Origin of the sequence: Sediminicola luteus, from assembly GCF_002514735.1 — a bacterium.
In the GTDB taxonomy this organism is placed as follows: domain Bacteria; phylum Bacteroidota; class Bacteroidia; order Flavobacteriales; family Flavobacteriaceae; genus HQA918.
Genome location: NZ_NBWU01000004.1, coordinates 201,801 through 225,820, shown reverse-complemented (window position 1 = coordinate 225,820; position 24,020 = coordinate 201,801). Strand labels below are relative to the sequence as shown.

At 43.7% G+C, this 24,020-nt stretch carries 24 protein-coding genes; 6 read left to right on the top strand and 18 right to left on the bottom strand.

Annotation, left to right across the window (positions count from 1 at the left end):
* Positions 1–41: 41 nt before the first annotated feature.
* Complete coding sequence (locus tag B7P33_RS13315) at positions 42–1,781, top strand: N-acyl-D-amino-acid deacylase family protein (RefSeq protein ID WP_216359390.1); 1,740 nt, start codon at positions 42–44, stop codon at positions 1,779–1,781.
* A gap of 14 nt (positions 1,782–1,795) precedes the next feature.
* Here B7P33_RS13315 and B7P33_RS19280 read toward each other — a convergent pair whose 3' ends face one another.
* From B7P33_RS19280 to B7P33_RS13295, 5 genes are all read right to left on the bottom strand, one after another.
* Positions 1,796–1,996, bottom strand: a complete 201-nt coding sequence (locus B7P33_RS19280) for a hypothetical protein (protein ID WP_141402486.1) — start codon at positions 1,994–1,996, stop codon at positions 1,796–1,798.
* Positions 1,997–2,333: 337 nt separating this feature from the next.
* Complete coding sequence (locus B7P33_RS13305; protein ID WP_097442511.1) at positions 2,334–3,077, bottom strand: nuclear transport factor 2 family protein; 744 nt, start codon at positions 3,075–3,077, stop codon at positions 2,334–2,336.
* A 251-nt stretch (positions 3,078–3,328) separates the two neighbouring features.
* Positions 3,329–3,535 (bottom strand): hypothetical protein, encoded by a 207-nt coding sequence (locus B7P33_RS19275; protein WP_141402485.1) that lies wholly within the window; start codon positions 3,533–3,535, stop codon positions 3,329–3,331.
* 126 nt (positions 3,536–3,661) lie between these two features.
* Positions 3,662–4,507 carry a substrate-binding domain-containing protein gene (locus B7P33_RS13300; RefSeq protein ID WP_097442510.1) on the bottom strand — a complete coding sequence of 282 codons (846 nt, stop codon included), beginning with the start codon at positions 4,505–4,507 and terminating at the stop codon, positions 3,662–3,664.
* Complete coding sequence (locus B7P33_RS13295; protein WP_097442979.1) at positions 4,507–5,376, bottom strand: nucleoside phosphorylase; 870 nt, start codon at positions 5,374–5,376, stop codon at positions 4,507–4,509. The genes B7P33_RS13300 and B7P33_RS13295 overlap by 1 nt, the downstream gene beginning before the upstream one ends.
* 385 nt (positions 5,377–5,761) lie before the next feature.
* Between B7P33_RS13295 and B7P33_RS13290 the strand changes: the two genes are divergently transcribed.
* The gene (locus tag B7P33_RS13290; RefSeq protein WP_097442509.1) at positions 5,762–6,316 is read left to right on the top strand and encodes a hypothetical protein; all 555 of its coding nucleotides are present in this window, start codon (positions 5,762–5,764) and stop codon (positions 6,314–6,316) included.
* 101 nt (positions 6,317–6,417) lie between these two features.
* On the opposite strand, the gene B7P33_RS13285 is transcribed toward B7P33_RS13290, so the two are convergent.
* The 4 genes from B7P33_RS13285 to B7P33_RS13270 all read right to left on the bottom strand — a co-directional run bounded on the left by B7P33_RS13285 (position 6,418) and on the right by B7P33_RS13270 (position 9,502).
* The gene (locus tag B7P33_RS13285; protein ID WP_097442508.1) at positions 6,418–7,053 is read right to left on the bottom strand and encodes a hypothetical protein; all 636 of its coding nucleotides are present in this window, start codon (positions 7,051–7,053) and stop codon (positions 6,418–6,420) included.
* A gap of 162 nt (positions 7,054–7,215) precedes the next feature.
* A complete protein-coding gene (locus B7P33_RS13280) occupies positions 7,216–8,148 on the bottom strand; it encodes a DUF1835 domain-containing protein (protein ID WP_097442507.1) in 933 nt (310 codons plus the stop codon).
* A gap of 72 nt (positions 8,149–8,220) precedes the next feature.
* Complete coding sequence (locus tag B7P33_RS13275; RefSeq protein ID WP_097442506.1) at positions 8,221–8,550, bottom strand: translation initiation factor; 330 nt, start codon at positions 8,548–8,550, stop codon at positions 8,221–8,223.
* A gap of 1 nt (position 8,551) precedes the next feature.
* On the bottom strand, positions 8,552–9,502 hold the full coding sequence (locus tag B7P33_RS13270) for an isopenicillin N synthase family dioxygenase (RefSeq protein ID WP_097442505.1): 951 nt from the start codon (positions 9,500–9,502) through the stop codon (positions 8,552–8,554).
* A 130-nt stretch (positions 9,503–9,632) separates the two neighbouring features.
* Between B7P33_RS13270 and B7P33_RS13265 the strand changes: the two genes are divergently transcribed.
* The 3 genes from B7P33_RS13265 (at position 9,633) to B7P33_RS13255 (ending at position 12,992) form a co-directional block, all read left to right on the top strand.
* Positions 9,633–11,615: an alpha-ketoacid dehydrogenase subunit alpha/beta gene (locus tag B7P33_RS13265; RefSeq protein ID WP_097442504.1), complete on the top strand. Its 1,983-nt coding sequence runs from the start codon at positions 9,633–9,635 to the stop codon at positions 11,613–11,615.
* 113 nt (positions 11,616–11,728) lie between these two features.
* Positions 11,729–12,220, top strand: coding sequence for a lipocalin-like domain-containing protein (locus B7P33_RS13260; RefSeq protein ID WP_097442503.1), 492 nt, complete (start codon positions 11,729–11,731; stop codon positions 12,218–12,220).
* A gap of 70 nt (positions 12,221–12,290) precedes the next feature.
* On the top strand, positions 12,291–12,992 hold the full coding sequence (locus B7P33_RS13255) for an OmpA family protein (RefSeq protein ID WP_097442502.1): 702 nt from the start codon (positions 12,291–12,293) through the stop codon (positions 12,990–12,992).
* 127 nt (positions 12,993–13,119) lie between these two features.
* Here the strand turns inward: B7P33_RS13255 and B7P33_RS13250 are convergent, their stop codons facing one another.
* The 6 genes from B7P33_RS13250 to hpf form a co-directional block, all read right to left on the bottom strand.
* On the bottom strand, positions 13,120–14,028 hold the full coding sequence (locus B7P33_RS13250; protein WP_097442501.1) for a helix-turn-helix domain-containing protein: 909 nt from the start codon (positions 14,026–14,028) through the stop codon (positions 13,120–13,122).
* A 52-nt stretch (positions 14,029–14,080) separates the two neighbouring features.
* Complete coding sequence (locus tag B7P33_RS13245) at positions 14,081–14,590, bottom strand: hypothetical protein (RefSeq protein ID WP_097442500.1); 510 nt, start codon at positions 14,588–14,590, stop codon at positions 14,081–14,083.
* A 12-nt stretch (positions 14,591–14,602) separates the two neighbouring features.
* Positions 14,603–15,034, bottom strand: a complete 432-nt coding sequence (locus tag B7P33_RS19745; protein WP_262508038.1) for an SDR family oxidoreductase — start codon at positions 15,032–15,034, stop codon at positions 14,603–14,605.
* 1 nt (position 15,035) lies between these two features.
* The gene (locus B7P33_RS19740) at positions 15,036–15,461 is read right to left on the bottom strand and encodes an SDR family NAD(P)-dependent oxidoreductase (protein ID WP_141402484.1); all 426 of its coding nucleotides are present in this window, start codon (positions 15,459–15,461) and stop codon (positions 15,036–15,038) included.
* A 9-nt stretch (positions 15,462–15,470) separates the two neighbouring features.
* Positions 15,471–15,902, bottom strand: a complete 432-nt coding sequence (locus tag B7P33_RS13230) for a DUF2147 domain-containing protein (RefSeq protein ID WP_097442497.1) — start codon at positions 15,900–15,902, stop codon at positions 15,471–15,473.
* A 269-nt stretch (positions 15,903–16,171) separates the two neighbouring features.
* Positions 16,172–16,477 (bottom strand): ribosome hibernation-promoting factor, HPF/YfiA family, encoded by a 306-nt coding sequence (gene hpf / locus B7P33_RS13220; protein ID WP_097442495.1) that lies wholly within the window; start codon positions 16,475–16,477, stop codon positions 16,172–16,174.
* Positions 16,478–16,766: 289 nt separating this feature from the next.
* On the opposite strand from hpf, the gene B7P33_RS13215 reads away from it, so the two are divergent.
* Positions 16,767–17,081, top strand: a complete 315-nt coding sequence (locus tag B7P33_RS13215; protein WP_097442494.1) for a hypothetical protein — start codon at positions 16,767–16,769, stop codon at positions 17,079–17,081.
* Between the two features lie 79 nt (positions 17,082–17,160).
* Here the strand turns inward: B7P33_RS13215 and B7P33_RS13210 are convergent, their stop codons facing one another.
* From B7P33_RS13210 to B7P33_RS13200, 3 genes are all read right to left on the bottom strand, one after another.
* Entirely contained in the window at positions 17,161–20,100 is a 2,940-nt protein-coding gene (locus tag B7P33_RS13210; protein ID WP_097442493.1) for a DUF6493 family protein, read from the bottom strand.
* A 3-nt stretch (positions 20,101–20,103) separates the two neighbouring features.
* Positions 20,104–21,456, bottom strand: coding sequence for an SWIM zinc finger family protein (locus B7P33_RS13205; protein WP_245871795.1), 1,353 nt, complete (start codon positions 21,454–21,456; stop codon positions 20,104–20,106).
* 392 nt (positions 21,457–21,848) lie between these two features.
* Complete coding sequence (locus B7P33_RS13200; protein WP_172435949.1) at positions 21,849–24,017, bottom strand: xanthine dehydrogenase family protein molybdopterin-binding subunit; 2,169 nt, start codon at positions 24,015–24,017, stop codon at positions 21,849–21,851.
* Between the last annotated feature and the right edge of the window lie 3 nt (positions 24,018–24,020).

Below are 24,020 nucleotides of genomic sequence, written 5' to 3'. Positions count from 1 at the left end.
TGCTTTTATGTATATTTAGGGGTTGACCAAACTTTATGCAAATGGGAACCCTTATCAAAAACGGATTGGTATTCGATGGTACCAACACCCCACCAAAGCAATTGGATGTACTGGTAGAAAATGGCATAATCGCCAAGATGGCCACAGATATTAGTACCGCCGGACATGAGGTGCTCGACGCCAAGGGACAGTGGGTAACTCCAGGTTTTATCGATAACCACACCCATTACGATGGCGAGCTTTTGATAAAGCCCGAATTGGGCGAATCACTGCGACATGGGGTAACGACAATTGTTATTGGGGGCTGTTCCTTATCGTGTATCTATGCCGATCCTGAAGATTGTTCCGATATGTTTACCCGAACCGAGGCCATGCCCCGGGAGGTGATCTTACCCTTGATTTTAGAAAAGAAGACTTGGAACGATCCCAAGGGCTGGATTGCCTATATGGACCAGGCGGCTTTAGGCCCAAATGTAGCCTCATTTATCGGGCATTCCGATATACGGGCAGCGGTTATGGGTTTTGGTAGGTCTTTGGAGCAAGGACAGAAGCCAACACCCGAAGAATTAGATCGTATGGAGGCCATGGTTACCGAATGTCTCGATGCTGGCTTTTTAGGGCTTTCCATGCAGCACAATCCTTGGGATAAGGTAGATGGCGACCGTTATTGGAGTAAAAAACTACCTGCAGCCTATGCCACGCTTTCCGAAAGACGTCGATTGACCAAGGTGTTACGAAAACGTGGGGCGCATTTACAGGGTATCCCAAACCTGGTTAGCCGGGTGGCGGCCCTATACTATATGTTCGAAAGTGCCTCGTTCTTTGGCCTTCGGAAACGCTTGAAAACCTCAATGGTAGCCATGATGATCTTAAAAGGGGATCCGTATATCCACAAAATCATTGGCGGACTCAGTGCTTTTTTCAATAAAATACTGGGGGCTGATTTTCGTATGCAGACCTTTCCGATTCCGTTTAAGGTGAAGGCGCAAGGTATGGATTTGGTCATTTTTGAGGAATTCCCAACCGGGGAGTTGGCCCGGCATTTGATCAAGGATATGGAAAAACGTGACCGTACCTTGGACGATCCCGAATACCGGAAGCAGTTCAAAAAAGAATACAAAAACAAACTGATGCCAAAGGTGTGGCAAAAAGATTTTGGCGATGCCTATGTTTTGGAGGCTCCCGATAAAAGTTTGATTGGAAAATCGTTTACCCAAATTTCTACCGAACGCCATCAACATCCGGTAGATACCTTTTTGGATCTGGTGGTAGAAAACGATAAAAACATCCATTGGGAAACCGTCATCGGAAATGTAGATCCCGAACAATATAAAAGTCTGTACAATAACGAAAATGGTATTTTCGGTTTTGCCGACTCCGGAGCCCATGGCAACAATATGGCTTTCTTCAATTTCCCGATTCGGGTACTTACCTATGTTAAAGATTCCATTGCCAACGGTAAACCCCTAATGACCATAGAAAAGGCCATTTGGCGCCTAACCAAAGAAAATGCCGATTTCTTTAATCTCGATGCGGGCCACTTGGCCGAAGGCAAACGGGCCGATTTGGTTTTGATTGATCCAGACGGACTCAATGCCAAAGTACATGAATGGCACGAGGCCGATTTTCTTGGTGCAGCCCTACGCTTTGTAAACCGAAGTGATGATGCTGTAAAACTGGTTATGGTCAACGGAAACATCGCTTGGCAAAACGGAGAATTCTCCCCTGAAGTGGGTAAAGCGCGTTTTGGTATGTTCCTTAAGGGGAAGCATGCCTATTAATGGGGTTATTAGATCTATTTACCAGTTGAGGGATTATGGTAATTGTAATGGTTTTTAATCATTCTTTTCATTTGATCTTGCGAAATTAAGGCTTGTTCAAAAAGATTTTCTGAAATAGAAATTTCCATTAAATCAGTTGGTTTAGTAGCCGAAATGAATTTTAGTTTAATGATTTTGTGAAATTTAGCCTCAAAAAGGGTTTTAACTATAGTCATGGTGATTTATACGCAACTGTTGTGCCTGTTTTTTGATAACTGACATATTTACAGGGGTTTGCGTGTTTTGTTTATATTGAAAACAATTTGTTATTATTGAAACAAAGTTAAAATATAATGGTTTTGTGTTAAAAAACCGTTACCATTTAGCTTGTTGTAGCTATATTTGCAGCGCCTAATGAGAAAGGGATTGACTATGCTGAGGAAATAGGCAAACAACTTTTGGCCTCCATTGTAAAATGGGGGCCACTTTTTTAGGATTTTATTTGGTTTAAACCCTTGTTCCAGAAATGAAACAAGGGTTTTTTGTATTGAATCTAATTTTGGCAGACCATGTTTAAAGCATACCGTTAGCATGCGCCATTTGATTTGGAATGGCTTGTTTTACCTGCCAATGCTCCACGATTTTCCCGTGGGCCAATCTAAAATGATCATAGAAAACATAGGGGCTTCCTTTGAGCAAACCACTACATTGGGTAAGTACAAAATTCCCTTCTCCTATGATTCTATGCACTTGTAGCTGCCTTATAGACTGAATAAAGGTCATAAAATCTACCGGGCCATCATCCAGTCCCACTTGGTGTTGAATTAGGTTTTTTGATATGGTTTTTAGCCATATCTTTTTATCTAAAGGATTATTGAAAAGGGCTTCAACCAGTGCTTTGTTTGGCTTGGTTTTTTCTAAGTCGGAGATTTCAATGGGGCCTGTCACAGGGTGATGCTCCAAATCAGTTGTAACAAAAGGTTCCGATGCATCCCAATGTTCCATCAATTGGCCATTCCCGATTCGAAAAAGATCTACAACGGCATGTTGATGGCCCATAAAAGTGATACTTAGATGTACAGCTACAAAATCCCCTTCACCTATTATTCTAAAAAAGGGTTCAGGCGCATGGGGTTCTTGCGGAAGTTTCGAAAGAAAATCGAGGAACTCCATAAAGCCAGCTCGGCCCGTTTTTACGGTCGGACTATGTTGGATGTAGTTTTCATGGATAATTTTTTTAGCCAGTGATTGATCTCCATGTTTTAAGATTTTGGTATAAAAATCCCCGATAAGGATTTTGTTATCAGTTGTTTTCATAAAGTATTAAAATAGCGGGTAGGAATCCGGTTTCAGTATTGGATCCACTACGGTTTCGGGAGAATTCCCTTTAATTGAAATGGCGCGATGGCACTTTGGAAATAGGGCATACCAAAATTCCCGACTAAACAGCCGAAAACGGTTTACTCATAATGAGCACCCTTTTTAGAAGAGGTATTCTATGTAAAATCTTACTATCAGAGTGGTAAAGATAGTAGTTTAAGGAAAAAAATAGGCTATTAGCGACCAGTTTACATGGGGCGTAACGATTGCGATTGGGACATGCGCAAGATTTCCGATTTTTCCAGTTCCCACTTTAAATCTTCGATTTGCTTTTTTTGCTCGTGTACCAAATCGTCATGCTGACATTTTTTACAAGTATTGTATTGGTACAGGTTAAAGAGCACGGACGCTAATAGGAGTACAGCGCCCAAGACGATGGTCGAATCTTTAGACATTGTTGTTGTTGGTTTAGGTTATGTTTTACCATTCTGTCGAATAGGTATTATGCGAATATAACCAATTTGACTTGTGTCTAAAAGTCTATTTGTCAATTTTATAGGGGTGGTTATATGGCTAAAGGGCTAAATCAAAAAATGCCCGGATCCTTTTCTAATGGAGATACGGCCCAAGGCCAATAACTGGGACTGTACTTTTTCCAAATCCGTAAGCGATAATTGGTTTTGGCTCCATTGGGTCATGCCTAACCAACTTTGTATATCTACTAACTGTTGTTCGTAGCGGTTGGCCAAAGTGCGGTCGATTGAAGGAATTTGTTTAAACTCTTGGGTATATTGGTTTATGACCTCTAAAATATGGGAAAGTAACCCATTTTTTTCATCAATAAATTTTTGTGTCGCAGCTATTACAAAACAAGGCCATGGAGTGGGGCAGTCGCCCAAACGCCTAAAAATACCGGCATCAACAATGGGTTTGGTGGTAAAATGTTCCCAAAGGAAATAGTCGGCCGTGCCTTCGGTCAAGGCTTTTACGGCCCCATCTAGATTGTCGATTACCTCAAAACGAAGTTCATCAACGTTCCAGCCTTGTTGTTGCGCATGCACATAGGCCATTAGGTGGCTGCCACTTCCAAAACGACTAATGGCAATACGTTTGTCTTTAAGGTCACTTATCGCATGTAAATCGCTTTGGGCCCCAACATGAATGCCCCATTGCAGCGGACTGGCAATATATTGCTGCACTATTTTACTGGGGTTGCCTTCGGTAATACTTTTAACCAAACCTTCGGTAAGTATAATGGCCAGGTCGGTTTCTTGGTTCTCCAGCATATTACACATACGCCCGGTTCCTTCCGGAATGTCTTCCCAGACCAAATCTATACCCCGATCAGCAAATAGACCATCCTCTAGGGCCATATGCCAAGGCAGATTAAAATGCTCGGGTACCCCTATGATCTTAACGGTCTCCATTATTCGGCCAGTTTATCTAGGGTGTATTTGATCAAGGCATCGATAGACTTTCGACCTTGGGTAGAAAATGTACCGTTGGGCCTATTGGCCAAAATGCAGTTCATACTCAGGGTTTTGTGTCCTAATAGTCCGCCAAGGCCGTAAATGGCCGAGGTTTCCATTTCTAGATTGGTAATTTTTAAACCTTTAAAATTAAAGTTGGCCATTTTTTCATTGAGGTCGGCATCAAAAGGGGTTAACCGTATTTGCCGCCCCTGTGGACCATAAAAGCCCACATTGGTGCCTGTAAAGCCTTTGATTACTTGGTCAGAACTTAAACGATCGGCCAAATGTTCGTCACAAGACACCACATAAGGGTCCGAATTCCGGGGGTTCCATTGGGTATGCTCCATAAAGGCTCTTTGTATCTTTGGGTGTTCTACCAGTTTGCTTTGGTAAAAATGAATCAAGTTATCGAAACCAATGGCAAATTCGCTCAGTACAAAACTATCTACCGGAATTTCGGGCTGTATAGATCCCGAAGTACCGACCCGTATTATTTCCAAAACCTTTTTCTTTTCCTTTATGGTTCGGGTCTTGAAATCGACATTGGCCAAGGCATCCAATTCATTAAAAACAATATCGATATTGTCGGTGCCGATCCCCGTAGAAAGGGCCGTGATGCGTTTGCCTTTATACGTACCGGTATGTGTGTGGAATTCCCGTTTTTCCTTTTTTAATTCAATGGTGTCGAAAAAAGCAGATACCTGGGGTACCCGATTCGGATCGCCCACGATAATTATGGTATCGGCAATATCTTCGGGTAATAGGTTTAAATGGTAAATACTTTGATCCGGATTTAGGATCAATTCGGAAGCGGCAAGCGACATGGATTCGAATTTAGAATTAAGCATAGTTTCCTAGAACGAAAATACGCAATATAATTGGCACCACTCCTTAATGGTAGGCTTTAAAATGTTTAGTGTTTGGGATGTTGTACCGGGTGTTTTTGGCCATGTTGATTGGAAGAAGAGGGGGAGGGCGAATTACCTAAACCCTTGATTCCTATTATTAATAAACGAATCAATGATTTTTAAATGGTTAAAAAGGATGTATTCCAGTATCGAAGATTATCTAGAAGTATTTAACTAATAATGAGCCGATATTTGCAATTAAGTGCTTTGTGAAGCCTAACGCCTTGTTTTAAACCAAAATCATGGTTCTGATTTTCTATTTTTATAAGCAAGAGTTAATTACCTATTGCGCCCTGTCACCATGCCTAAAATTCGCTTACTATCCATACTTGTTATTCTATTTCCAATCGCATTGTATGCTCAAAACTTAAATGACGATAAGACGGTGCATCATTTTTCTGTTATCCCAAAAGTTGGATTTTACAACTGGAGCGATGGGGGTCTTGCGGTGGGCATGGAGTTTAAATACAACAAAAACACGCTGTTTTATGCGCTCGATTATTTGCATTTAACTGAATTGGATACGGGGTTTTTCTCACCATCACCTATCGAATATAATAACCAAATCGGGTTCATGATCGGAAAACACTTTGGCGAAGGTCTGCTTCAGTTTCTTCTGCAAGGCGGGGTGGGACCTTTCTGGGGGTTGAAAAGAACCGATCTAATAGAAAATCGGATGTATGATCATAAGAAATTCTTAACGGTCGGATTGATTGCAAAGACAGGATTGACCATTAATCCGTTTCATTTTTTAGGTCTGGGCCTAGACGTTCAGCTAAACTTAAACCCTGAAAAAACCGTATATGTGCCCACCTGCAGTTTGGTATTTAATATACGAAGTAAAAGGAAACACTAATGTGGTGAAGATGGTAAATAAAGGATTTATTGGCCCCGACAATAATGGAGGCGGCGAGGGAAAAAAATAGAAATGCGGCCTCATACATTTTCACCTACTCTTCAATTCCAATTATTGAATTGTAAGCTTAGTTTAGGAGAGCTAGTAATTTTAAGGATTTCACCTTTTTTAGGATTTTGAATTTTCTTGACTAGAAAATAAGATAAGATGCCTATTATAATACCGCCAACTATTAAGGTACCAGTGGTTCCCAATAATTCAGCGATGGTGGCCAAAATTTTCTTTAACCAAGCCATTCTACCTGAGGTTCTTACGGTACCCCCGTTTTCGATTTCTTGGGCCGAATAATAAGTTAGGGCTGTTAGGGTTATCGTTACTCCAAGAACGATTAGTTGAGAGCTTACCTGTTTAAGAATTGAATAACTTTTTAATTCGGTACCCTTTAGGTAATTTTTAAAAAAGGCCCGTATTTCAGTAAATTCGTTTGCCTTTAGATCTATCTCTTGGTCTGTTTCGTTATCATCGATATAATTTAAACTGATGGTAAAATCAGATTCGATGAAAACAATTTCTTTTAATTCGGCATATCGTATGCTCTTGAGGTTCCCTAAACTTTTCCCGTCGATTAGTTCTTGAATGTCGACTCCTTTGGGTTGATTAGATATCCATATTGCTTTTTCTGTTGCAATTAAATACGTATCTATTTCTTCTGTTTGAGAAATTATCCAGTTTTTCATTTTTGGATGTTGGTTAAGTTGGTATAAAAGATAAGCTAGGTCGGATGAATTGAAAAAACTATTTTGCCGCCATTCACAGGCAATTGTGAATGACGGCTATCATAATTTTTTAGTCTCAACAGGTTTAAAACCTAAGTTGTTGAGATTTATTTTCAAAAGGGGTTATAGTTTTAAGATGCGATCGGTTTGGGTGTTGTATAAAAAGTTATACTTTAAAGCACCTCCTAAATACGATTCGTTATCCCGTAAGTCTTGATAATAGTTGCTGTTTCCTGCAAAAATATCCTTTCCGTGCTGTGACAGCCGTACGGGGTTAAAAGAAGTAAACAAAGGTTTTAATTTTTGGACCATACGCTCGTATTGCGTATCCCCAAAACCATAAAAACCTTGATTGGTCAATATAGACCCCATCAAGGCTCTTTTCGATTTCGGCTTGTCGTTCAAGGCAATATCAAGCACTTTGTTTTCCATGGCGTTCAGGCCGTTCTTAATGCTCGGAAAACGCATCAAATGCGATTGAATGGCCTCACCTAGATAACTGAATTGATAGTTGCCGAAATCTTTTACGTTTTCCAAACGGATCGGGTTATCACTACAATACAGTTGCCAGATATAATCGGCGTATTCAATATCGTCTCGGGTCAGCCAAACTTTATTGTCATACAGCTTCCTCAATTCGTCTACACTCAGTTCACAAAGGCCTTTTAAGGTATCGGAACTATCTTCTTTGCCACTACAAACCAAATGTACATCGGCATAGGGGCGGTGGGTCTTTAACCAGCTGATGACACCGATCATATTAATCTGACAAAACAAATCGTACTCGAACCATAGTACGATCTGATCTTGCGATTTATGGTTACAGAGCGATCGGTATTCCTTTAAGGTAAGTTCAATGAACTTGGCCTTGGTTACCTTATAGTTCTTGCTAAAAAAGTCGAAACGTGTTTTCCAAAAGGATTCACTACCAACGCTGCTCAACGTTTTCCCCTCGCAGAGCATCTCGCGCCATGTAATAATGTCCCCCTTTAGGTCCAAAGACTTCAGCCTTTGGGTAAAGCTGTCGCCATTGGTAATGTGGAGTACGGAATTCATAGGTGTAAAAAGGTTTAGTTGGACTGATAAAAGTAGCACTTAATCGAAAAAAACCAAATTTTTCCCGATAAATTAACCTCCTACACGCTTCGTTTTGAAGCCCTTGTCTTGTAAGATTTTCATTATACGGTCGCGGTAATCGCCTTGTATAATAATGGTTTCGCCCTTAATGCTTCCGCCAACATTCAGTTGTTTTTTTAACTCCTTGGCCAAGATTTTAAAATCGTCATCGGCCCCGGTATACCCATCTAGTATGGTCACCGGCTTTCCCTTCCGTTTCTCATACTTACATAAAATGGGTGCCTCTTGCATCCAGAGGCCCTTTTCGGTTTCCTGGGTTTCCGGGTTTTCTTCCGGTACATGCTCAGGAAACAGGTTTTTCAACTGGTCTTGTAAATCCATATCAGCCTTTGATCAGTCCCAGTTCTACCAAACGCTCATGTAGGTATTCGCCAGCCGTACAGTCTTCGAACTGTTTCGGGTTTTCTTCCGTAACACAGTGTTCCAGACAATTTAGGGGCATATGGCTTTTGGGGTGCATAAAGAAAGGGATAGAATAGCGCGAGCTACCCCATAGTTCCCTGGGTGGGTTCACCACTTGGTGAATCGTAGATTTTAATTTGTTGTTCGATAAACGCGATAGCATATCGCCCACATTGATCATCAATTGATCTGGGCGTGCTATGGCATCTATCCAGTTGCCTTCATGGTCCTGTACCTGTAAGCCTTTACCATGGGCGCCCATCAATAGGGTAATCAGGTTTATATCGCCATGGGCTGCCGCACGAACGGCATCTTTAGGTTCCGAGGTGATTGGTGGGTAATGAATCGGACGCAGTATAGAGTTCCCATCCTTGATCCAATCGTCAAAATAGGTTTCTTCAAGATCTAAATGTAGGGCTAGGGCTCGCAAAACATATTGGGCTGTCTTTTCCAACATTTTATAAGTCTGTTTCCCTACTTCATTGAATTTAGGTATTTCACTAACGGTTAGGTTCTCCGGGTAGCTTTCCCGTATATCCGGATTTTCACTTAAATACTGTCCAAAATGCCAGAATTCCTTTAAATCACCCTCGGTACGGCCCTTGGCATGTTCTTTTCCGAAGGAGGTATACCCGCGTTGTCCGCCTAGGCCTTCCACTTCATATTGGGCCTTTACCGCTTCGGGCAAATCGAAAAACCGCTTAACCTCGGCATATAGTTCACCTACCAGTTGGTCGTCTAAAAAATGCCCAGAAAGGGCCACGAAACCAATATTCTCAAAAGCCGCACCTATTTCTTTGACGAACTTTTGTTTCTGTTGCGCATCGTCTGATAAAAATTCCCGCAGGTCTACACTCGGAATAGCACTCATGTCATATAAAAATTAGTGTAACCACAAAGGTACCAAAAATACCACTACACTATATGGTAGGGTGGACGGGGGCTTATCTTTTTTGTTTTTTTTGAGGGTTTAAATTGCGAACTCTATCTATCTTTGGGGCATGAATTACGATTCCCACAATATCAGTGCTGAAACACAGCTTACTTTATATAAAAATATGATGAAACCCCGGCTGATCGAGGAGAAGATGCTCAAGCTCCTACGCCAGGGTAAGATCAGTAAATGGTTCAGTGGTATTGGCCAAGAGGCTATTTCCGTTGGGGTTACTACGGCTATGTCGCAAATGGAATACATTTTGCCCATGCATCGCAACCTTGGGGTGTTTACGACCCGCAACATTCCCTTGTACCGCCTGTTTTCGCAATGGCAAGGTAAGGCCAATGGGTTTACCCAAGGGCGAGATCGAAGCTTTCACTTCGGTACCCAAGATTATAAGATCGTGGGTATGATCTCGCATTTAGGCCCACAATTGGGCGTGGCCGATGGTATAGCCTTGGCCAGTAAACTCAAAAAGGACAATGCGGTTACGGCCGTGTTTACCGGGGAAGGGGCAACCAGTGAAGGCGATTTCCATGAAGCGATGAATATTGCGGCCGTATGGGAATTACCGGTCATATTCTGTGTAGAGAACAATGGGTACGGACTCTCGACGCCTTCGGCCGAGCAGTTTAAATGCGAACATATAGCCGATAAAGGGATCGGTTACGGTATGGAGGCCCATATTGTTGACGGCAACAATATTCTCGAGGTATACCATACCGTTGAAAAGATTAGAGCCGATATCAAGAAAAATCCGCGTCCCGTTTTACTCGAGTTCAAAACGTTTAGGATGCGGGGACACGAAGAGGCCAGTGGTACCAAATACGTACCCCAGGAATTGATGGATACTTGGGCACATAAAGACCCCATTACCAATTACGAAACCTATTTATTGGCCAAAGGGGTTTTAAACCAGGCCCAAATCGATGATATCCAGTCCGGGATCAAAGAAGAGATCGAGACCAATTTGAAAATTGCCTTTGATGAACCTGCGGTAACAGCCGATACCCAGACCGAAATGGGTGCGGTTTACCGTGATTTTGAGTATACGACCATAGAAATCCTTCCGAATACCGAAACAGAAGAACTCCGTTTGGTAGATGCCATAAGTCAAGGCCTGTACCAAAGCATGGAAAAACACGACGATCTGGTGATCATGGGACAAGATATTGCCGAATACGGGGGCGTATTCAAGATAACCGAAGGCTTTATCGACCGTTTCGGCAAGGCCCGTGTACGCAATACACCTATATGCGAATCGGCCGTTGTTACCACGGCCATGGGCTTGTCCATAAACGGAATGAAGGCGGTAATGGAAATGCAGTTTGCCGATTTTGTAAGTAGTGGTTTTAACCCCATCGTAAACTATTTGGCCAAAGTACATTACCGTTGGAACGAAAATGCCGATGTGGTGGTACGTATGCCCTGTGGGGCAGGGGTGGGGGCCGGACCCTTCCATTCCCAGACCAATGAGGCCTGGTTTACCAAGACCCCAGGTTTAAAAGTGGTTTATCCTGCCTTTCCATACGATGCCAAAGGTTTGTTGGCCACGGCCATCGAAGACCCCAATCCGGTCTTGTTCTTCGAACATAAGGCCCTGTATCGCAGTGTAAGACAAGAGGTGCCGACAGATTATTATACACTGCCGTTAGGTGTGGCCAGCCTGTTGCACGAAGGGGAAGATATCAGTATCGTTACCTATGGTGCCGGGGTACATTGGGCATTGGACTATCTTAAGGAAAATCCATCGATTCAAGCCGATTTAATCGATCTGCGATGTTTGCAACCGTTGGATATCGAAAAGGTATACGATTCGGTTAAAAAGACGGGAAAAATGATTATTTTGCAAGAAGATTCCCGCTTTGGTGGTGTAGGAAGTGATTTGGCGGCCCAGGTTATGGAAGACTGTTTCGAATACCTCGATGCCCCAGTACGAAGGGTAGCCAGTTTAGATACCCCCATACCTTTTGCCAAGCCTTTGGAGAAGAACTATTTGCCGGTGGATCGATTTGCGGAAACCATGCAGGAGTTATTGGCGTATTAATAGGGTGACCTTTGGGGTTTAACCGTGTCTAATGGGTTGGTAACGGAAGCGAGTTTTCGTTTTTCGGGTGTTTCCCGAATTCGGATAATGCATAACCCTCTTAATCCACATACATGAGAAAATCCCTATTTATCGTTTTGGCCCTAGCGTTGGTGGCCAGTTCGTGTTCGGTGTCCAAAGCGGCCCGTGAGCAACGCAACCTGATCAGTGGTACCTGGAATCTGGACAATGCCCGGTATGAAAATAGCTCCGAAGCTTTGGAGGCCATTCTTTTTAGCGATGCCAATATTCTATGTTTTGAAGGCAGTAATTGGTTTTTCCGCGATAACAATAGTACCGGTAGATATACCCTAAAACAAGGTAGTCTTTGTGAAGGTGGCGATCGTTATATCCGTTGGTCGGTGCAAGAGCCCGCTGCCGGTGGTAGCCAAATGCAGTTTAAGTTCATTGATGCCGATAATAAGGATATTTCCGGTGGTTATGGCTATCGGTTGAACATTGCCGAGCTTGGCCCAGCCAACATGGTACTCAAAACACCGTCTAGCGTAAACGGCCAACGGGTTACCGTGGTATTGGAATTCTCCAAAGAATCTGAAAATAAATAAACAAGCCACTTCCTTTTCCTGTTTCCTAAGGAAGGAAAACGTGACGTATTCAACTTGAAAAAACAAAACCATGAAAATACATTCCAAATTAAAAAAGGGCATGGCCATGATCATGACCCTCGGTTTATTGCTAAGCTGCGATGCCGTTAAAAATGCGAACAATACCCAAAAAGGTGCCGGTATCGGGGCGGCCGGTGGTGCCGTAATCGGTGGTATCATCGGTAATAACGTAGGCAGTGGGAATACCGCTTTGGGCGCCATTATCGGTGCCGTGGTCGGTGGGGCCGCTGGCGGAATTATCGGAAATAAGATGGACCGCCAGGCCGAAATGATCGAAACCGAGATTCCAGGGGCCGAAGTTACCCGTGTAGGTGAAGGTATCAATGTAGTTTTCGGTGAGGAAAGTGGTGTATTCTTTGCCACCAATAAATCGAATATTTCACCGGAAGCCGGGGCCACTCTAGATAAATTGGTAGGTGTTTTTAAAGAATATCCCCAATCGAATATTTTGATCGAAGGGCATACCGATAGTACCGGAAACGACGATTATAACCTGCAATTGTCCAAAAAACGGGCCCAGGCCGTAACCGATTATTTGGTGGGTCATGGTATTGCCAAATCGCGCTTTACCACTAAAGGTTATGGCGAGGCGCAGCCCAAAGGCGACAATGCCACCGAGGAAGGCCGTGCCCAAAACCGTAGGGTAGAGTTTGCCATCGTAGCCAACGACGAACTAAAACAACAAGCCCAAGAAGAAGCCCGAAAAAATTAATATTTTGGTTTAAGGACCCTGGGTGGATATCTCAGGGTGTTAACGAAAAGACCAGCCTTCGGGCTGGTTTTTTTGGTTATTAGGGCAGCTAGCTGATGGTTTGGATTGATCTATTATACCCTACATCTTAACCGCTCTTACGATAGGCTCCGGGGGTAACACCGGTTTTCTTTTTAAAGAAACGGTTAAAATATTGTGAATAGTCAAAACCGAGGTCAAAGGCGATTTCCGAAACGCTTTTATCGGTTTGCAGCAGTTGGCTTTTGGCCATTTCCACTATTTGGGCGTGTACTTGCTCCAAAATGTTTTTATCGGTGGACTTTTTGATCAGTTCATTTAAATAATTGGGGGAGTAGTTAAGTTTACCCGCAAAATAGGCTACGTTGGGCAGGCCCTGCTCCCGTTGTAGGCCTTGTTCAAAATAATCGGTCAAAAGCCGCTGAAATTTAAGCACTACATCTGAATCGAAACGTTTCCGGGTAATGAATTGCCTATTGTAAAAACGCTTGGAATAATTGAGTAACAATTCTAGGTTGGTAACGATAACCTCCTCACTAAAATCATCGATATGTGAGTTCAGCTCAATTTCGATTTTTCCTAATATGGATGCTATGATTTCTTTTTCCTGTTCCGAAATATGCAGGGCCTCGTTCGATTGATAATCGAAGAAGGCATACGATTTCATTTTTTGCTCCAAAGGAAAACGACGGATCAGATCCTTATGGAAAAAGAGGGTCCAACCGCTTTGGGCATTTACCTGGTTATTATCCGAATACTCTATGACCTGTCCGGGTGAGAGATAGACCAAAGATCCTTCTTGATAATCGTATTGTTGCCTACCGTACTTCATTTGCCCCTGGCTATCCCCCTTAAACGAGATTTGATAAAAATCGCAGATTACCTTTTGATTGGGCAGTTCCAATTGTACCGGGCTTTTCTCATAATCCAGGATACAAATAGACGGATGCCTTGGTGCCGGAAGCCCTATAAAGCGTAGCATCACAGAGAGGGAGTTCAAGGTAAAGAATGAGTTCATGGCTTATTTTGGATGCGTGCTCCAAACTAGATTTTTGGGCAATCCCCTAAAATTAAGAAATCGTTAGCTGTAGCGCACTATGGATATGTTCTAAATAGATGGCTGCACGTTCCGCCGCAAAATAATCGATTAGGTAAGCCATTACCCCCAAGATCATCAATGCCAGACTTATGGCTTTTCCGTTAGCCGTGCCCAGAACGAAAAATAATATGGCGCCACCAATGGTTAGTAAAAAGGCAGCGGGATAAGAGTACTTAAAAATCTCATCAAAACCTTGTACCCGTTCCCGCTCCTCTAATACAAACTGCTGTTTATTGTCTTGCCACCTCTTTTCGTAGTTGGCGATATTCTTTTGATTGTTTAGGGCCCCATAAATGCCCATAAGGCAAGGTAATAGCCCTACTAAAAGAAGGGGGATAACCAAGGCCTTGGTATAAGGGGTTTGGCCATAACGCCACAAAAGGGCACTACAACAGATGAGCAGGGCCCCGAAAAAGGCCATGATCCAGGCTTCGGTTATCTCGCCCTTTACCCAATTGAGCGAATGTTGGATAAATTCCATAGCTGGTTTGTTTTAAAGTCCTACTTGTTTTTTTGATAGGGCCCATACTTGCTCCACCAAGCTATCGTCTAAATCCAAGGGGTTGGGCTCGCGAATGGCATCTTCGTACACAAATTTTCCGCTTATGTTTTCGTACTCCTTCGAAAGGGCCAGTCGGAGTATCCTATCGGCCCCCTTTTCTGGTTTTGAAGCGCAGAAATACATATAGGGAACCCCGATCCACCGTTCCCAACCTTTGATTTGGCGTAATAGATTGGTTTTGATGAAACCTGGGTTTAAAGCGTTTATGGTAATACCGTATTCGGCCCATTCCTTGGCCATTTTCCGGGTGGTCATATTCATAGCTAGTTTGGCTTGGGTATACGATTTAAAGGTACTCCATCCTTTTTCTAAGTGTATGTCGTTCAAACGGATCCGGCCATATTTTTCCGTTGCCGAAGACAGGTTAACGATACGGGCCGATCCCGCGGCTCGTAAAGGCCTTAAAAGTAAGTGGTTTAATAGAAGGGGCCAGATGGTTTACCGCCCAAGACGTTTCCATTTGATCTTCGGTCAAAATGCGTTCGCCCGCGTTCATACCGACACAATTGATCAAAAGATCTATTTTAGGGCATTGTTCGGTAACCCTTTCCGCGGCCATGCGAATGCTTTGTTGCGAGGCTAGATCGCAGGGAATATAATGTATGTCGGTATTTCCCGAACTACTTTTTATTTCGGATATGGCTAGATTGGTTTTGGCCGCAATTCTTCCGAATAGTAAGATCTTGGCCCCCATAGCCGCTAGTTTCTGTACGGCCACCTTACCCATACCATCGGTACCGCCGGTGAATACAATAATTTTTCCGCTAAGATTTTGATGTAGATAGTGCATATTTTCCAATTATTGAATACGATGCCATTTTGAGGTTTGACCAAACGCCTTTAACCCCAAATAGCCCCGTAAGTGAAGTATATCGGCTTCTAACCAAACGTAACATTTGTAGGTCTTACCATTATCGGCATTATAGATACGTCCTTGCTGGTATTGTTCGCCATCAAAGTCGAGTCCGCTTAATATCGTCATGCCAACCAGGTCACGGGAACGTAGGTTGGCGTCCGGATTTTTGACATCTTTTTTAGAAGAGCCATCGGCATTAATAATGTTTTTACCTTCTAGAAGGGTGCCACAGTAATGGTCGCCACAACGATAAATTTCCATTTTACCATCCCGGGCCTCGGTCTCCCATTTTCCAAGAATGTCATAGGCCTTACTTTGGGCGAACCCTAAGGTTTGTGCGCATAGGATAAGCGCTATGATACCTAGTTGTTTCATCGGTAACTTGCTTTTTAGGCAAAGATCGGAAGTGCGGAGACTTGAGAAGGTATATTATTGACGGACGGTTGTATACGATTCTACGGATTTGTGGATGGGGATAGAAGTTTTTGGAACTTGGAATACCAAAGAGGAGGTGTAAAGGGGGCTTGTATTTGGTTTGCCTTTAGTAGTGTGAACCTGAAAAAGCGAGTGGGCAATTGGTATTGTAATAAAAGAAAAAAGCCCCCGTTTCCGGAGGCTTTCTATATTTTATACAAAATCCATTTTTAATGGTGCGATTGCATCTTGGTTTTCTTCTTACGTAACTGACGTTCCAAATCGTTTACGGATTCCGCAATGGCCGTTTCAAAATTCTTATGGCTCGATTCCGCAAAGAGTAGGGGACCAGGCATGCTCGCCTTGATCTTACAGATCATTCCCGTTTCGGGATCAGAGGTGTTCTCCGTGGTAAAGAACACATCGGCACGAATCATAAACTCGTACTTGTTGCTCAATTTGTCCAATTTCTCGGCCATCATGATCTCTAATCGATCACTGGCCGTTACGCCGTCATATTCAAAGTTGATATCCATAGGAAGTATATTTCGCTAGTATTAATATAAAGTAAAGTTACAAACAAAATTCGGGAAGCGAACCGATAAAAATCATGTTTTAGACCGTTGTGGTTTTTAGATGGATGAGTGAATCGTATGAAGGGTTGAACTAGGGTGGTAATCTGCTTAAAGCTGTAGGTGTCGGGTAGTCAGTATTTTAGGGTAATACTGAATTTTTTAACCCTTTTTCATCCAAAGCCGAAGTATTTCTACTACAAATCCCTTATTTTTGATGCGCTTTAAAACCTAATTCAAACACACATTCACTATGAAAAAAGCATTTTTACCCTTGTTGGCCGTAGCTGCCCTTATGGCCAGTTGTGGGGGATCCAAAGCGATCAAAACCGAAGATATTACCAAACATGCCGGTACGGCCGCTGCCTTGGTAGAGCAAATCAGCCCGAACAGTACAGCCGCCGATATCGCCAAATTATTCGCTGCCATGGACACCAATGGCGACAAATCAGTTGCCAAAGATGAGGCCGTAGGTAAGGTAGCCGAGAATTTCGATGCCTTGGATACCGATAAAAGCGCCGGTCTAGATCTAGCCGAATTAGGCGGACTATTGGGTATGTTGAAGTAATACTTCACCAGAAAATTTAGTAACCGCCATGAACTGGGTTCTTGGCGGTTTTTTTGTGGGTTTCCATTAGATATACAATCTATTTTTTGGTGATGCCCAAGACTAACTTTTCCATCGACTTGGGTACTTTCCACCCAGCGATATGATTTACGATTTTCGGTTCAAGACTGGTTTGGGTTCGAACCCATAGCATTTTATACAGTTCCAATAGTTTTTTTAAACCACGTATTTTTCCGGACTTCAGTTCTAGCAATAGGGCATTGAACATGGTGAATAGGGCTAGATCATGTGCCGTAGAAATACGGAGCATTTGATCTTGAACCAAGTCCGTAAAGCGTTTTAAGGGAGCAAATTCCGCAGCAAAGTGTTTACCCATTATCCGGCCCATTTCCGAAGGGTCTACAAGATAGTTTGAAATGGCTTGTACCCAGACTTCCGCGGCTAAGGTCCGGGCGGTTTTATCGGAACAGAACAAACCACCTGCCAAAAGTAAATGGGCCATAGGACCCATAGCGGTCGGACTTTCCAACATGAGTTCCAAGGTTTTTATCAGTTGGCCTTTACTGCCTTCCCCATCAAAAACTGGATATTTTAACGATTTGGAACATATAGTGGCATAAAGGGGTTCTAGGTGGTTTGGGGTAAGGCTTATGAATCGCTTTATATCGTGCTCAAAAGACTCGTACATCCTAAATTTTAAATGAATGTAATCGTATACCATCAATTCCTGTCCCATTTTTGGCGATTTCTTAAAACTGAAAAAGTCCTTTAGGGCGTTGACCTTTTTGTGGGCGGGTGGGATTCGTAAGGTCATCATTTTTCTATGATCGATAAAATCGACCATTTTTTTGGATTTGTAATCCCATCTGGAATTGGTAAAAGCCTGATTGCCCACCTGCCAAGCATAAGGGCTAATATAGTGTGCTGGCGAACGATTACTATATATAAAATTTTTAAAAGCGGCTATGGGTTGTTCGTCATTTTTGGTAAGGCCAGCCGTAAACCAATGGGCAACATTGTCAAAAGGACCTTGAGGTTTGGCCTTTGGTGTAAATAGATAACGAAGTAGGCCTTGTACTTCCCCTTTTAATTGGGTATCCAAGATAGCCAAGTGGTTTTCTGCCCCTGGCAAATAGACCCGGCTCATGGCCAGCTGAAAGTCTACATGATCTAAAGGTATGCCGGCTTCTTGCCATTGGTGTACCCTCGCTATTAGGGTTTCCGGGGCTATCCAAAATGGGGCATGGGTAGGCATGGAAAGTACGGGTAGGTTATTCCCCAAACGCAGGCGTTTTAGAATGCCCTTCAATTTTTGATAAAAAGGAATGTAGATGTCGGAATCGGTGGAATTTTTCCATTCCTCAAATGGGTAAATGGCCCGTTTACCGTCTCGCCATTCGCGGGCATTTTTGCGATCTTGGGTGCGAAAGGCCAGTGCCAATTGATTCAATTTTTTGGTACCCTCTGGAAACTTTATGATCAAATCTTCGCTATAGGCGATAAAGAAATGGGCCAATAAATGATCTAAAACACCTATACCCGAACGCCAATCGCCCATGGCCAATGAATAGGCCCGCATTAGGGCAGGTTCAAAACGTGTTACGTTTGTCGCATTAAGCTGGGCTTGTAATTGGATCAAGGCAGCGGGTAGCTTTTCAAAATCATGTTGGTTGTTATGGTCGAAACAAGAACTGGCCAAAAACATTAGATCGTCTATCGTTTGGGGAATAAGGATCTCATTCTCCGGCGAAACAACATGGGGTAATTCGGTATCAGTGGTCTCAATATCTTCAGGTATGCCCTCGGTCTGATTTGCTAAAAAAGGGTCTAAAAGTTGTAGTGTATCAGGTAAAAGGAGGTCTCGGTAAGCGTTTAGATGTGTTGTAAAGGTTTCATCTTCAACATCGGCATATTTTACACATAATTTGGCGGTTCGGGTCTGGATGGCCGAATCGTTACTGACAAAGGTTTCGGTGGCGCAAAAAACAATATCATTTCTACGGGACTCATGGGTTTTGGCCAGTTTATCCAATATCATAAGACTGCTGGTCACAATACTTTTGGTTTCGCTGACCAATAACATAGGCACCTCGGCCATAAAGGCATCGGTACGGAACTCCTTTTCCAAACAGAGTTTTTTATACCATTGCAACACCCGGTTAATGGGTTTGGTATTCGGGCTGTTCAAGAGGGCCATGGTGTTGTCTTGCAGTTCCAGTATTTCGGCGGGCGATGGTTCTAGGAATTCAAACAGGTCTACGAACCAGTTGCTCAGGGCTTTATTAAAATTCATTAAGGTAGCGTCTAGCGCAGAAGCCAATACCCGTTTTCTATCTAGATGGCCATGATCTACCAAGAATTTGAAAGTGTTTTTCCAAGACAATTGTTGTTTTGCCTTGTCCTTTGGGTCTGGATATTGATCGCGCCAATGTAGGTTGGTTTCCCGCTCGAAAAGGTACCAGATGTGTACTTGTAAGGTTTCCGGATATCGGAATAACTTGGAGTCGTTTCGGGTATAGCGAACGGGGTAATCCTTCTCGTCACGTTCTTCATCATAGAGAAATTCGGGCAGCAGCTGGCTTATTAGGGTAATACTTGGGGTTAAGGATCCTTTGTTTGCCAAATCCATCATCCATTCATAGTCCATCCGAAAGGGTACGATGGCTCGTTTTTCAAGCTGTTGGTTTACATAATCGGAAAACCATGTTGGGGTGTAAAAACTAAGTATTCCTTCCAAGTTTTCGCGTGCTACCCACTGTAGACTCGATTTTTGGAATTCTCCTTTGGTAAGGCAGCAGAATCCGGCCAAACTTAAGATTTGAATCTGTTCGTGGGTGCCCAACCGGCCCCAGGTATTTCCTTGTTGGCTAAACTCGAAATAGTGTTTTATCAATTCTTTGATACGCGGGCGTAGGGCCTTTTTGTCACTTTTGTTCAATTGTTCCAAAAAGGGATAGATTCCTTTTAGGTCCTTTTGCTTTACCAGTAATTCGAGTTGTTGGTCAAAGTTGTTTTCCATGTGCTAACCAATCAATTTTTTAACGGCCAAAACATGTTTGCAAAGCCCGCGTTCCCCTTGGTTTTTTGCGTACCAAGTGCAGGTACAGCGATGGCGTTCCGCTTCCAATACCACGGTATGGTAAATGCCGCTGCCCAATACTTTGGCCTCTATACGTTCGGGTTTACGGTCTACAATTTCCACTTTGCCTTCGGCCAATAGTTTTTCTGCATTTTTCATCCGCGGATTCAAACCCATTATCCGGTTTAATTTAAAGGGTAGCCGCCTATAGAAAAAGTGGTTTTCATCTACATCATACCCTAACATACCCATGGCCGAGAGCCTAGCGGACAGGTTTCCCATGGTACCGAAATCTATGCCTTGTTCCACGGCCAAAAGGGTTGGGTTGAATTCTTGATTGGCGTAGCTAAAATTGTCGAAACGTTGTACCAGGGCCTCGGGCACATCGGCAATCAGGGCTTCGAGGCCGGCCCCTTCGCCCGAAAATCCACGCCAAGCATCCCGGGAAAGTGAAAAGGTAAAACGTACCGGGCCAAAATACAATTGCCAAGTCGTAGCTTGGTTATCGGTATGGGCGTAAACGGTGGCGTAATCGATATGCGGAATCAAGGGCTCCAATAGCCGTAATCGGTGTATGCCCCCTATACAAATCGCTTGTTGTTGCCGGGTTGGGGAAAGTATAGGCTGATTGCCACGCATAAACAAAAAATAATCGTTTTTGGTCTTTCCCTTGGGTATGGCCCTAAAAAGCTGTAAGGCCTGGATTTTACTTAGTTTAAGCTGGGGTTCGCTATCGGCCAAATACAATTGTACCGTGCTTAGCCCTTTTATCCATTTGGTGGGCAAGGGTACCTTACGTTCTACCACTTTTTGGCCGGCATGGCTTAAACTGACTTCTTTTTGACCTACTGAAAGGGTTACTTGGCTTTGTTTGCCAACGCGACCTAAGGCCCCGATCATTGGGGTATTGAAGTCGACATTGGTGGTGCCGTTCTCCAGAAATTCCCCATCGTGTCCGTCTGGTAAGACATCTACACGGGCATACACACCGGCACAGTGTGAAAACCCTTCAAACCGGATTTTATCATTTCCCGCCGTTACTATGGGGTCCTTGAGTTGGGCCCATTGAAAAGGGGAGAGGTTAAAACTCGATTGCACAATATGGGAAAGTGTAATAAGACAACGTGCCGTAATAAAAGGATTCGTTAAGCGACCCCAGAAAAAACAGGGTGCCGTATTGGGAATTACTTCATTGTACTGGGCCAATAAAAATTCGTCTCCGCTCTTTTTCGATACCAGGGAAGAGGGATTGGGGTAGTGGTAGGTAATGTGGTTGGACATGTTGGTTTTGGGCATTTCAAATACTAGGTTAAAGTACTTTATTTCTGCCTAAGAAACAATGTCTTTTTATGAAAGGGGATTTAAGCTTTGTGGTTATGTCATTAAAACTGAAATACTAGTTGAAGTGTAATGTTCTGTAGAAAATCAATTTATTTTTCTTGCATCTATTGTATCCAAGGATGCGCTACGTTTAGATCTAAGAGTACAGTAGTCTATCTTCTGAAATCAATTAATTGAGCCCTAGTCAAGAAAATTTTCAATTACCGAAAGTGGTAAGTGAATTAAAGGTTGGAATAAGACGATTTATTCCTACCATCTATATACGAAGTGTCCCTTTCCGACAGCTGTATGGGAGTTATCGGGATTACTTCTAATTAATAAATATTCGATTAGGGATTAAATGTGGCTTAGATTTCGGTATTCTCCAATAATTCCGGCCTTATCGGAATTTGTCTAATGCGTTTGCCGGTGGCTGCAAAAACGGCGTTCAATACGGCCGGGGCCACACCGGGCACTCCGACTTCGCCCGTTCCACTCGGACTGTCGTTACTGGTTACGATATGTATATCGATATGAGGGGCTTCCTGTATACGCAAGAGGTCGTAGCTATCATAATTACTTTGTTGAACATGACCTTGCTCCACGGTTATGGCATCTTTGAGTGTGGCCGTCAATCCCCAAATAATACTACCTTCTATCTGGGCCTTAACCTGGCTCGGGTTAACAGCCAAGCCACAATCGATGACGGCAGTAACTTGGTGTACTTTCACTTGATTATCGTTTACCGAAACATCGGCGACCATGGCGATATAACTGGTATTGTAGCTCATGGCGGACACGCCTTGGAAAATGCCGTTTTCCGTTTGTCCCCAGTTCGATTTTTCCGCAACCAGTTCTAAAGTGTGCTTTAATTTGGCCGGATACAGATCATCGCCGACCCAAGGAAGGGCCTTTTGTTCCCGAATGGGGGCTTTCTTCAACATTTTGATACGGAATTGTATGGGGTCTTCCTGGGCTTTATGGGCCAACTCATCCATAAAACTTTCCAGACCCAATCCCCACGGATGCGCGTAAACGCTGCGCCAAGAAGCTCGGGGCAATAACCAGCTTTCCTTGTATTTTAAAAAGGGATAAAAGGCCATGGGAATGCTATATGGGTAGCAACGGAACCCACTGGGCCTACTTACGGTTCCCCTATATTTTATGGCGGTAGGGTAGTTGTTCTCGTCAAGGGAAGCTTGCCAATAATCCCGTGTAATCGGATGGTATTTGGAAGTCAAAAACGTATCTTCCCGGCTCCAGGTTACCTTAACCGGCTGTCTTAATTTTTCGGATAGTATAACGGCTTCCTCTATAAAATCGCAAAAGTACCGCCGTCCAAAACCTCCCCCCGAGGGCGGATTGTTTACGGTTACCGCAGCTAAGGGCAGGCCCGTAAGTTCGGCAATGCGGTCGCGGGTCAGTTTAGGGGCTTGGGTACCGGCCCATATCTCAACCTTATGTCCGCGATGGTAAGCCGTCGCATTCAAGGGTTCCATACAGGCGTTGGCCTGAAAAGGGGCATCATACATGGCCGAGAATACCTTATTGTTGGAACGGAATAGACTCGTGGCCTTGTCGAGGTCTACGTTTACTTTACTTTCGGTGGCATAGTCTTCTGCCAATTCATGTATGATGTCGGCACTGGATTTGGTGCCATTTTTGCCAGTGTCCCATGTAATTTTTAGGGCTTTTTTACCTTCGAAAGCGGCCCAGGTATTTTGGGCCAATACCGCGACCCCGGGTCGTACACCGCCCTTATAGTCGGTGGACTGTATTTCGGTGGGGGCTATTTCAAGTACTTCGACCACCCCGGGGATTTTTAATGCTTCGTTAGCATCGAATGAAACAAGGGAACCTTCCCAAACCGGACATCGCGCGATGCCGGCATAAAGCATGTTGGGTAATTTCTTGTTGATGGAATAGGGGGTCGTACCACTTATGGCGGTTTTGGTTTTACGCCCTATTACGGGTTTACCAATATATTTAAATGTACTGGGGTCTTTTAGTTGTATATCCCGAGGGGCGGGTAGGGTAGCGGCAATATCCAATACCTCGCCAAAGGCCCATTTTTGTTCGGGTTGGTCTTTGCGGTAAATATGGCTGTCTTCACAATAACAATCTTCTGGGGCTATCTGCCATTTTTGGGCGGCGGCAACAATCAAAAGGGCCCGGGTCGTGGCCATGGCCTCGCGTAATTCGGGCCATACGATACGTAGACCGTTACTGCCTCCGGTATCTTGTAAATCGCCAAACCGTTCGGTACTGGCTTGGGCGAATTCAATCTGTAATTGATCAATGGACACGCCGAGTTCATCGGCGGCAACCATGGCCAGACCGGTAGAGGTACCTTGCCCCAATTCCGATTGGCTACAGATAAAGGTAACGGTATTGTCTGAAGTAATGCGGATAAAGAAATTGGGCTCCCAATCCAATTTGGGGGTCTGGTCACGGCTACAGGCCAGTGGGAGGTAGGTACCCAACAATAGGCCACCACCGGCCCATGTGCTAATCTTAAAAAAATGTCTCCTTTCCATATG

Excerpts from the sequence above, each read along its gene's own strand:
- B7P33_RS13205 (WP_245871795.1), bottom strand. The coding sequence starts at position 21,456 with ATGCCCAAAACCAACATGTCCAACCACATTACCTACCACTACCCCAAT.
- B7P33_RS13210 (WP_097442493.1), bottom strand. The coding sequence starts at position 20,100 with ATGGAAAACAACTTTGACCAACAACTCGAATTACTGGTAAAGCAAAAG.
- B7P33_RS13315 (WP_216359390.1), top strand. The coding sequence starts at position 42 with ATGGGAACCCTTATCAAAAACGGATTGGTATTCGATGGTACCAACACC.
- B7P33_RS13280 (WP_097442507.1), bottom strand. The coding sequence starts at position 8,148 with ATGAATTCCGTACTCCACATTACCAATGGCGACAGCTTTACCCAAAGG.
- B7P33_RS13260 (WP_097442503.1), top strand. The coding sequence starts at position 11,729 with ATGAGAAAATCCCTATTTATCGTTTTGGCCCTAGCGTTGGTGGCCAGT.
- B7P33_RS13285 (WP_097442508.1), bottom strand. The coding sequence starts at position 7,053 with ATGAAAAACTGGATAATTTCTCAAACAGAAGAAATAGATACGTATTTA.
- B7P33_RS19740 (WP_141402484.1), bottom strand. The coding sequence starts at position 15,461 with ATGCACTATCTACATCAAAATCTTAGCGGAAAAATTATTGTATTCACC.
- B7P33_RS13295 (WP_097442979.1), bottom strand. The coding sequence starts at position 5,376 with ATGTCGCTTGCCGCTTCCGAATTGATCCTAAATCCGGATCAAAGTATT.
- B7P33_RS13290 (WP_097442509.1), top strand. The coding sequence starts at position 5,762 with ATGCCTAAAATTCGCTTACTATCCATACTTGTTATTCTATTTCCAATC.
- B7P33_RS13230 (WP_097442497.1), bottom strand. The coding sequence starts at position 15,902 with ATGAAACAACTAGGTATCATAGCGCTTATCCTATGCGCACAAACCTTA.
- B7P33_RS13255 (WP_097442502.1), top strand. The coding sequence starts at position 12,291 with ATGAAAATACATTCCAAATTAAAAAAGGGCATGGCCATGATCATGACC.
- B7P33_RS13265 (WP_097442504.1), top strand. The coding sequence starts at position 9,633 with ATGAATTACGATTCCCACAATATCAGTGCTGAAACACAGCTTACTTTA.
- hpf (WP_097442495.1), bottom strand. The coding sequence starts at position 16,477 with ATGGATATCAACTTTGAATATGACGGCGTAACGGCCAGTGATCGATTA.
- B7P33_RS13245 (WP_097442500.1), bottom strand. The coding sequence starts at position 14,590 with ATGGAATTTATCCAACATTCGCTCAATTGGGTAAAGGGCGAGATAACC.
- B7P33_RS19275 (WP_141402485.1), bottom strand. The coding sequence starts at position 3,535 with ATGTCTAAAGATTCGACCATCGTCTTGGGCGCTGTACTCCTATTAGCG.
- B7P33_RS13270 (WP_097442505.1), bottom strand. The coding sequence starts at position 9,502 with ATGAGTGCTATTCCGAGTGTAGACCTGCGGGAATTTTTATCAGACGAT.
- B7P33_RS13200 (WP_172435949.1), bottom strand. The coding sequence starts at position 24,017 with ATGGAAAGGAGACATTTTTTTAAGATTAGCACATGGGCCGGTGGTGGC.
- B7P33_RS13300 (WP_097442510.1), bottom strand. The coding sequence starts at position 4,507 with ATGGAGACCGTTAAGATCATAGGGGTACCCGAGCATTTTAATCTGCCT.
- B7P33_RS13250 (WP_097442501.1), bottom strand. The coding sequence starts at position 14,028 with ATGAACTCATTCTTTACCTTGAACTCCCTCTCTGTGATGCTACGCTTT.
- B7P33_RS19280 (WP_141402486.1), bottom strand. The coding sequence starts at position 1,996 with ATGACTATAGTTAAAACCCTTTTTGAGGCTAAATTTCACAAAATCATT.
- B7P33_RS13215 (WP_097442494.1), top strand. The coding sequence starts at position 16,767 with ATGAAAAAAGCATTTTTACCCTTGTTGGCCGTAGCTGCCCTTATGGCC.
- B7P33_RS13275 (WP_097442506.1), bottom strand. The coding sequence starts at position 8,550 with ATGGATTTACAAGACCAGTTGAAAAACCTGTTTCCTGAGCATGTACCG.
- B7P33_RS13305 (WP_097442511.1), bottom strand. The coding sequence starts at position 3,077 with ATGAAAACAACTGATAACAAAATCCTTATCGGGGATTTTTATACCAAA.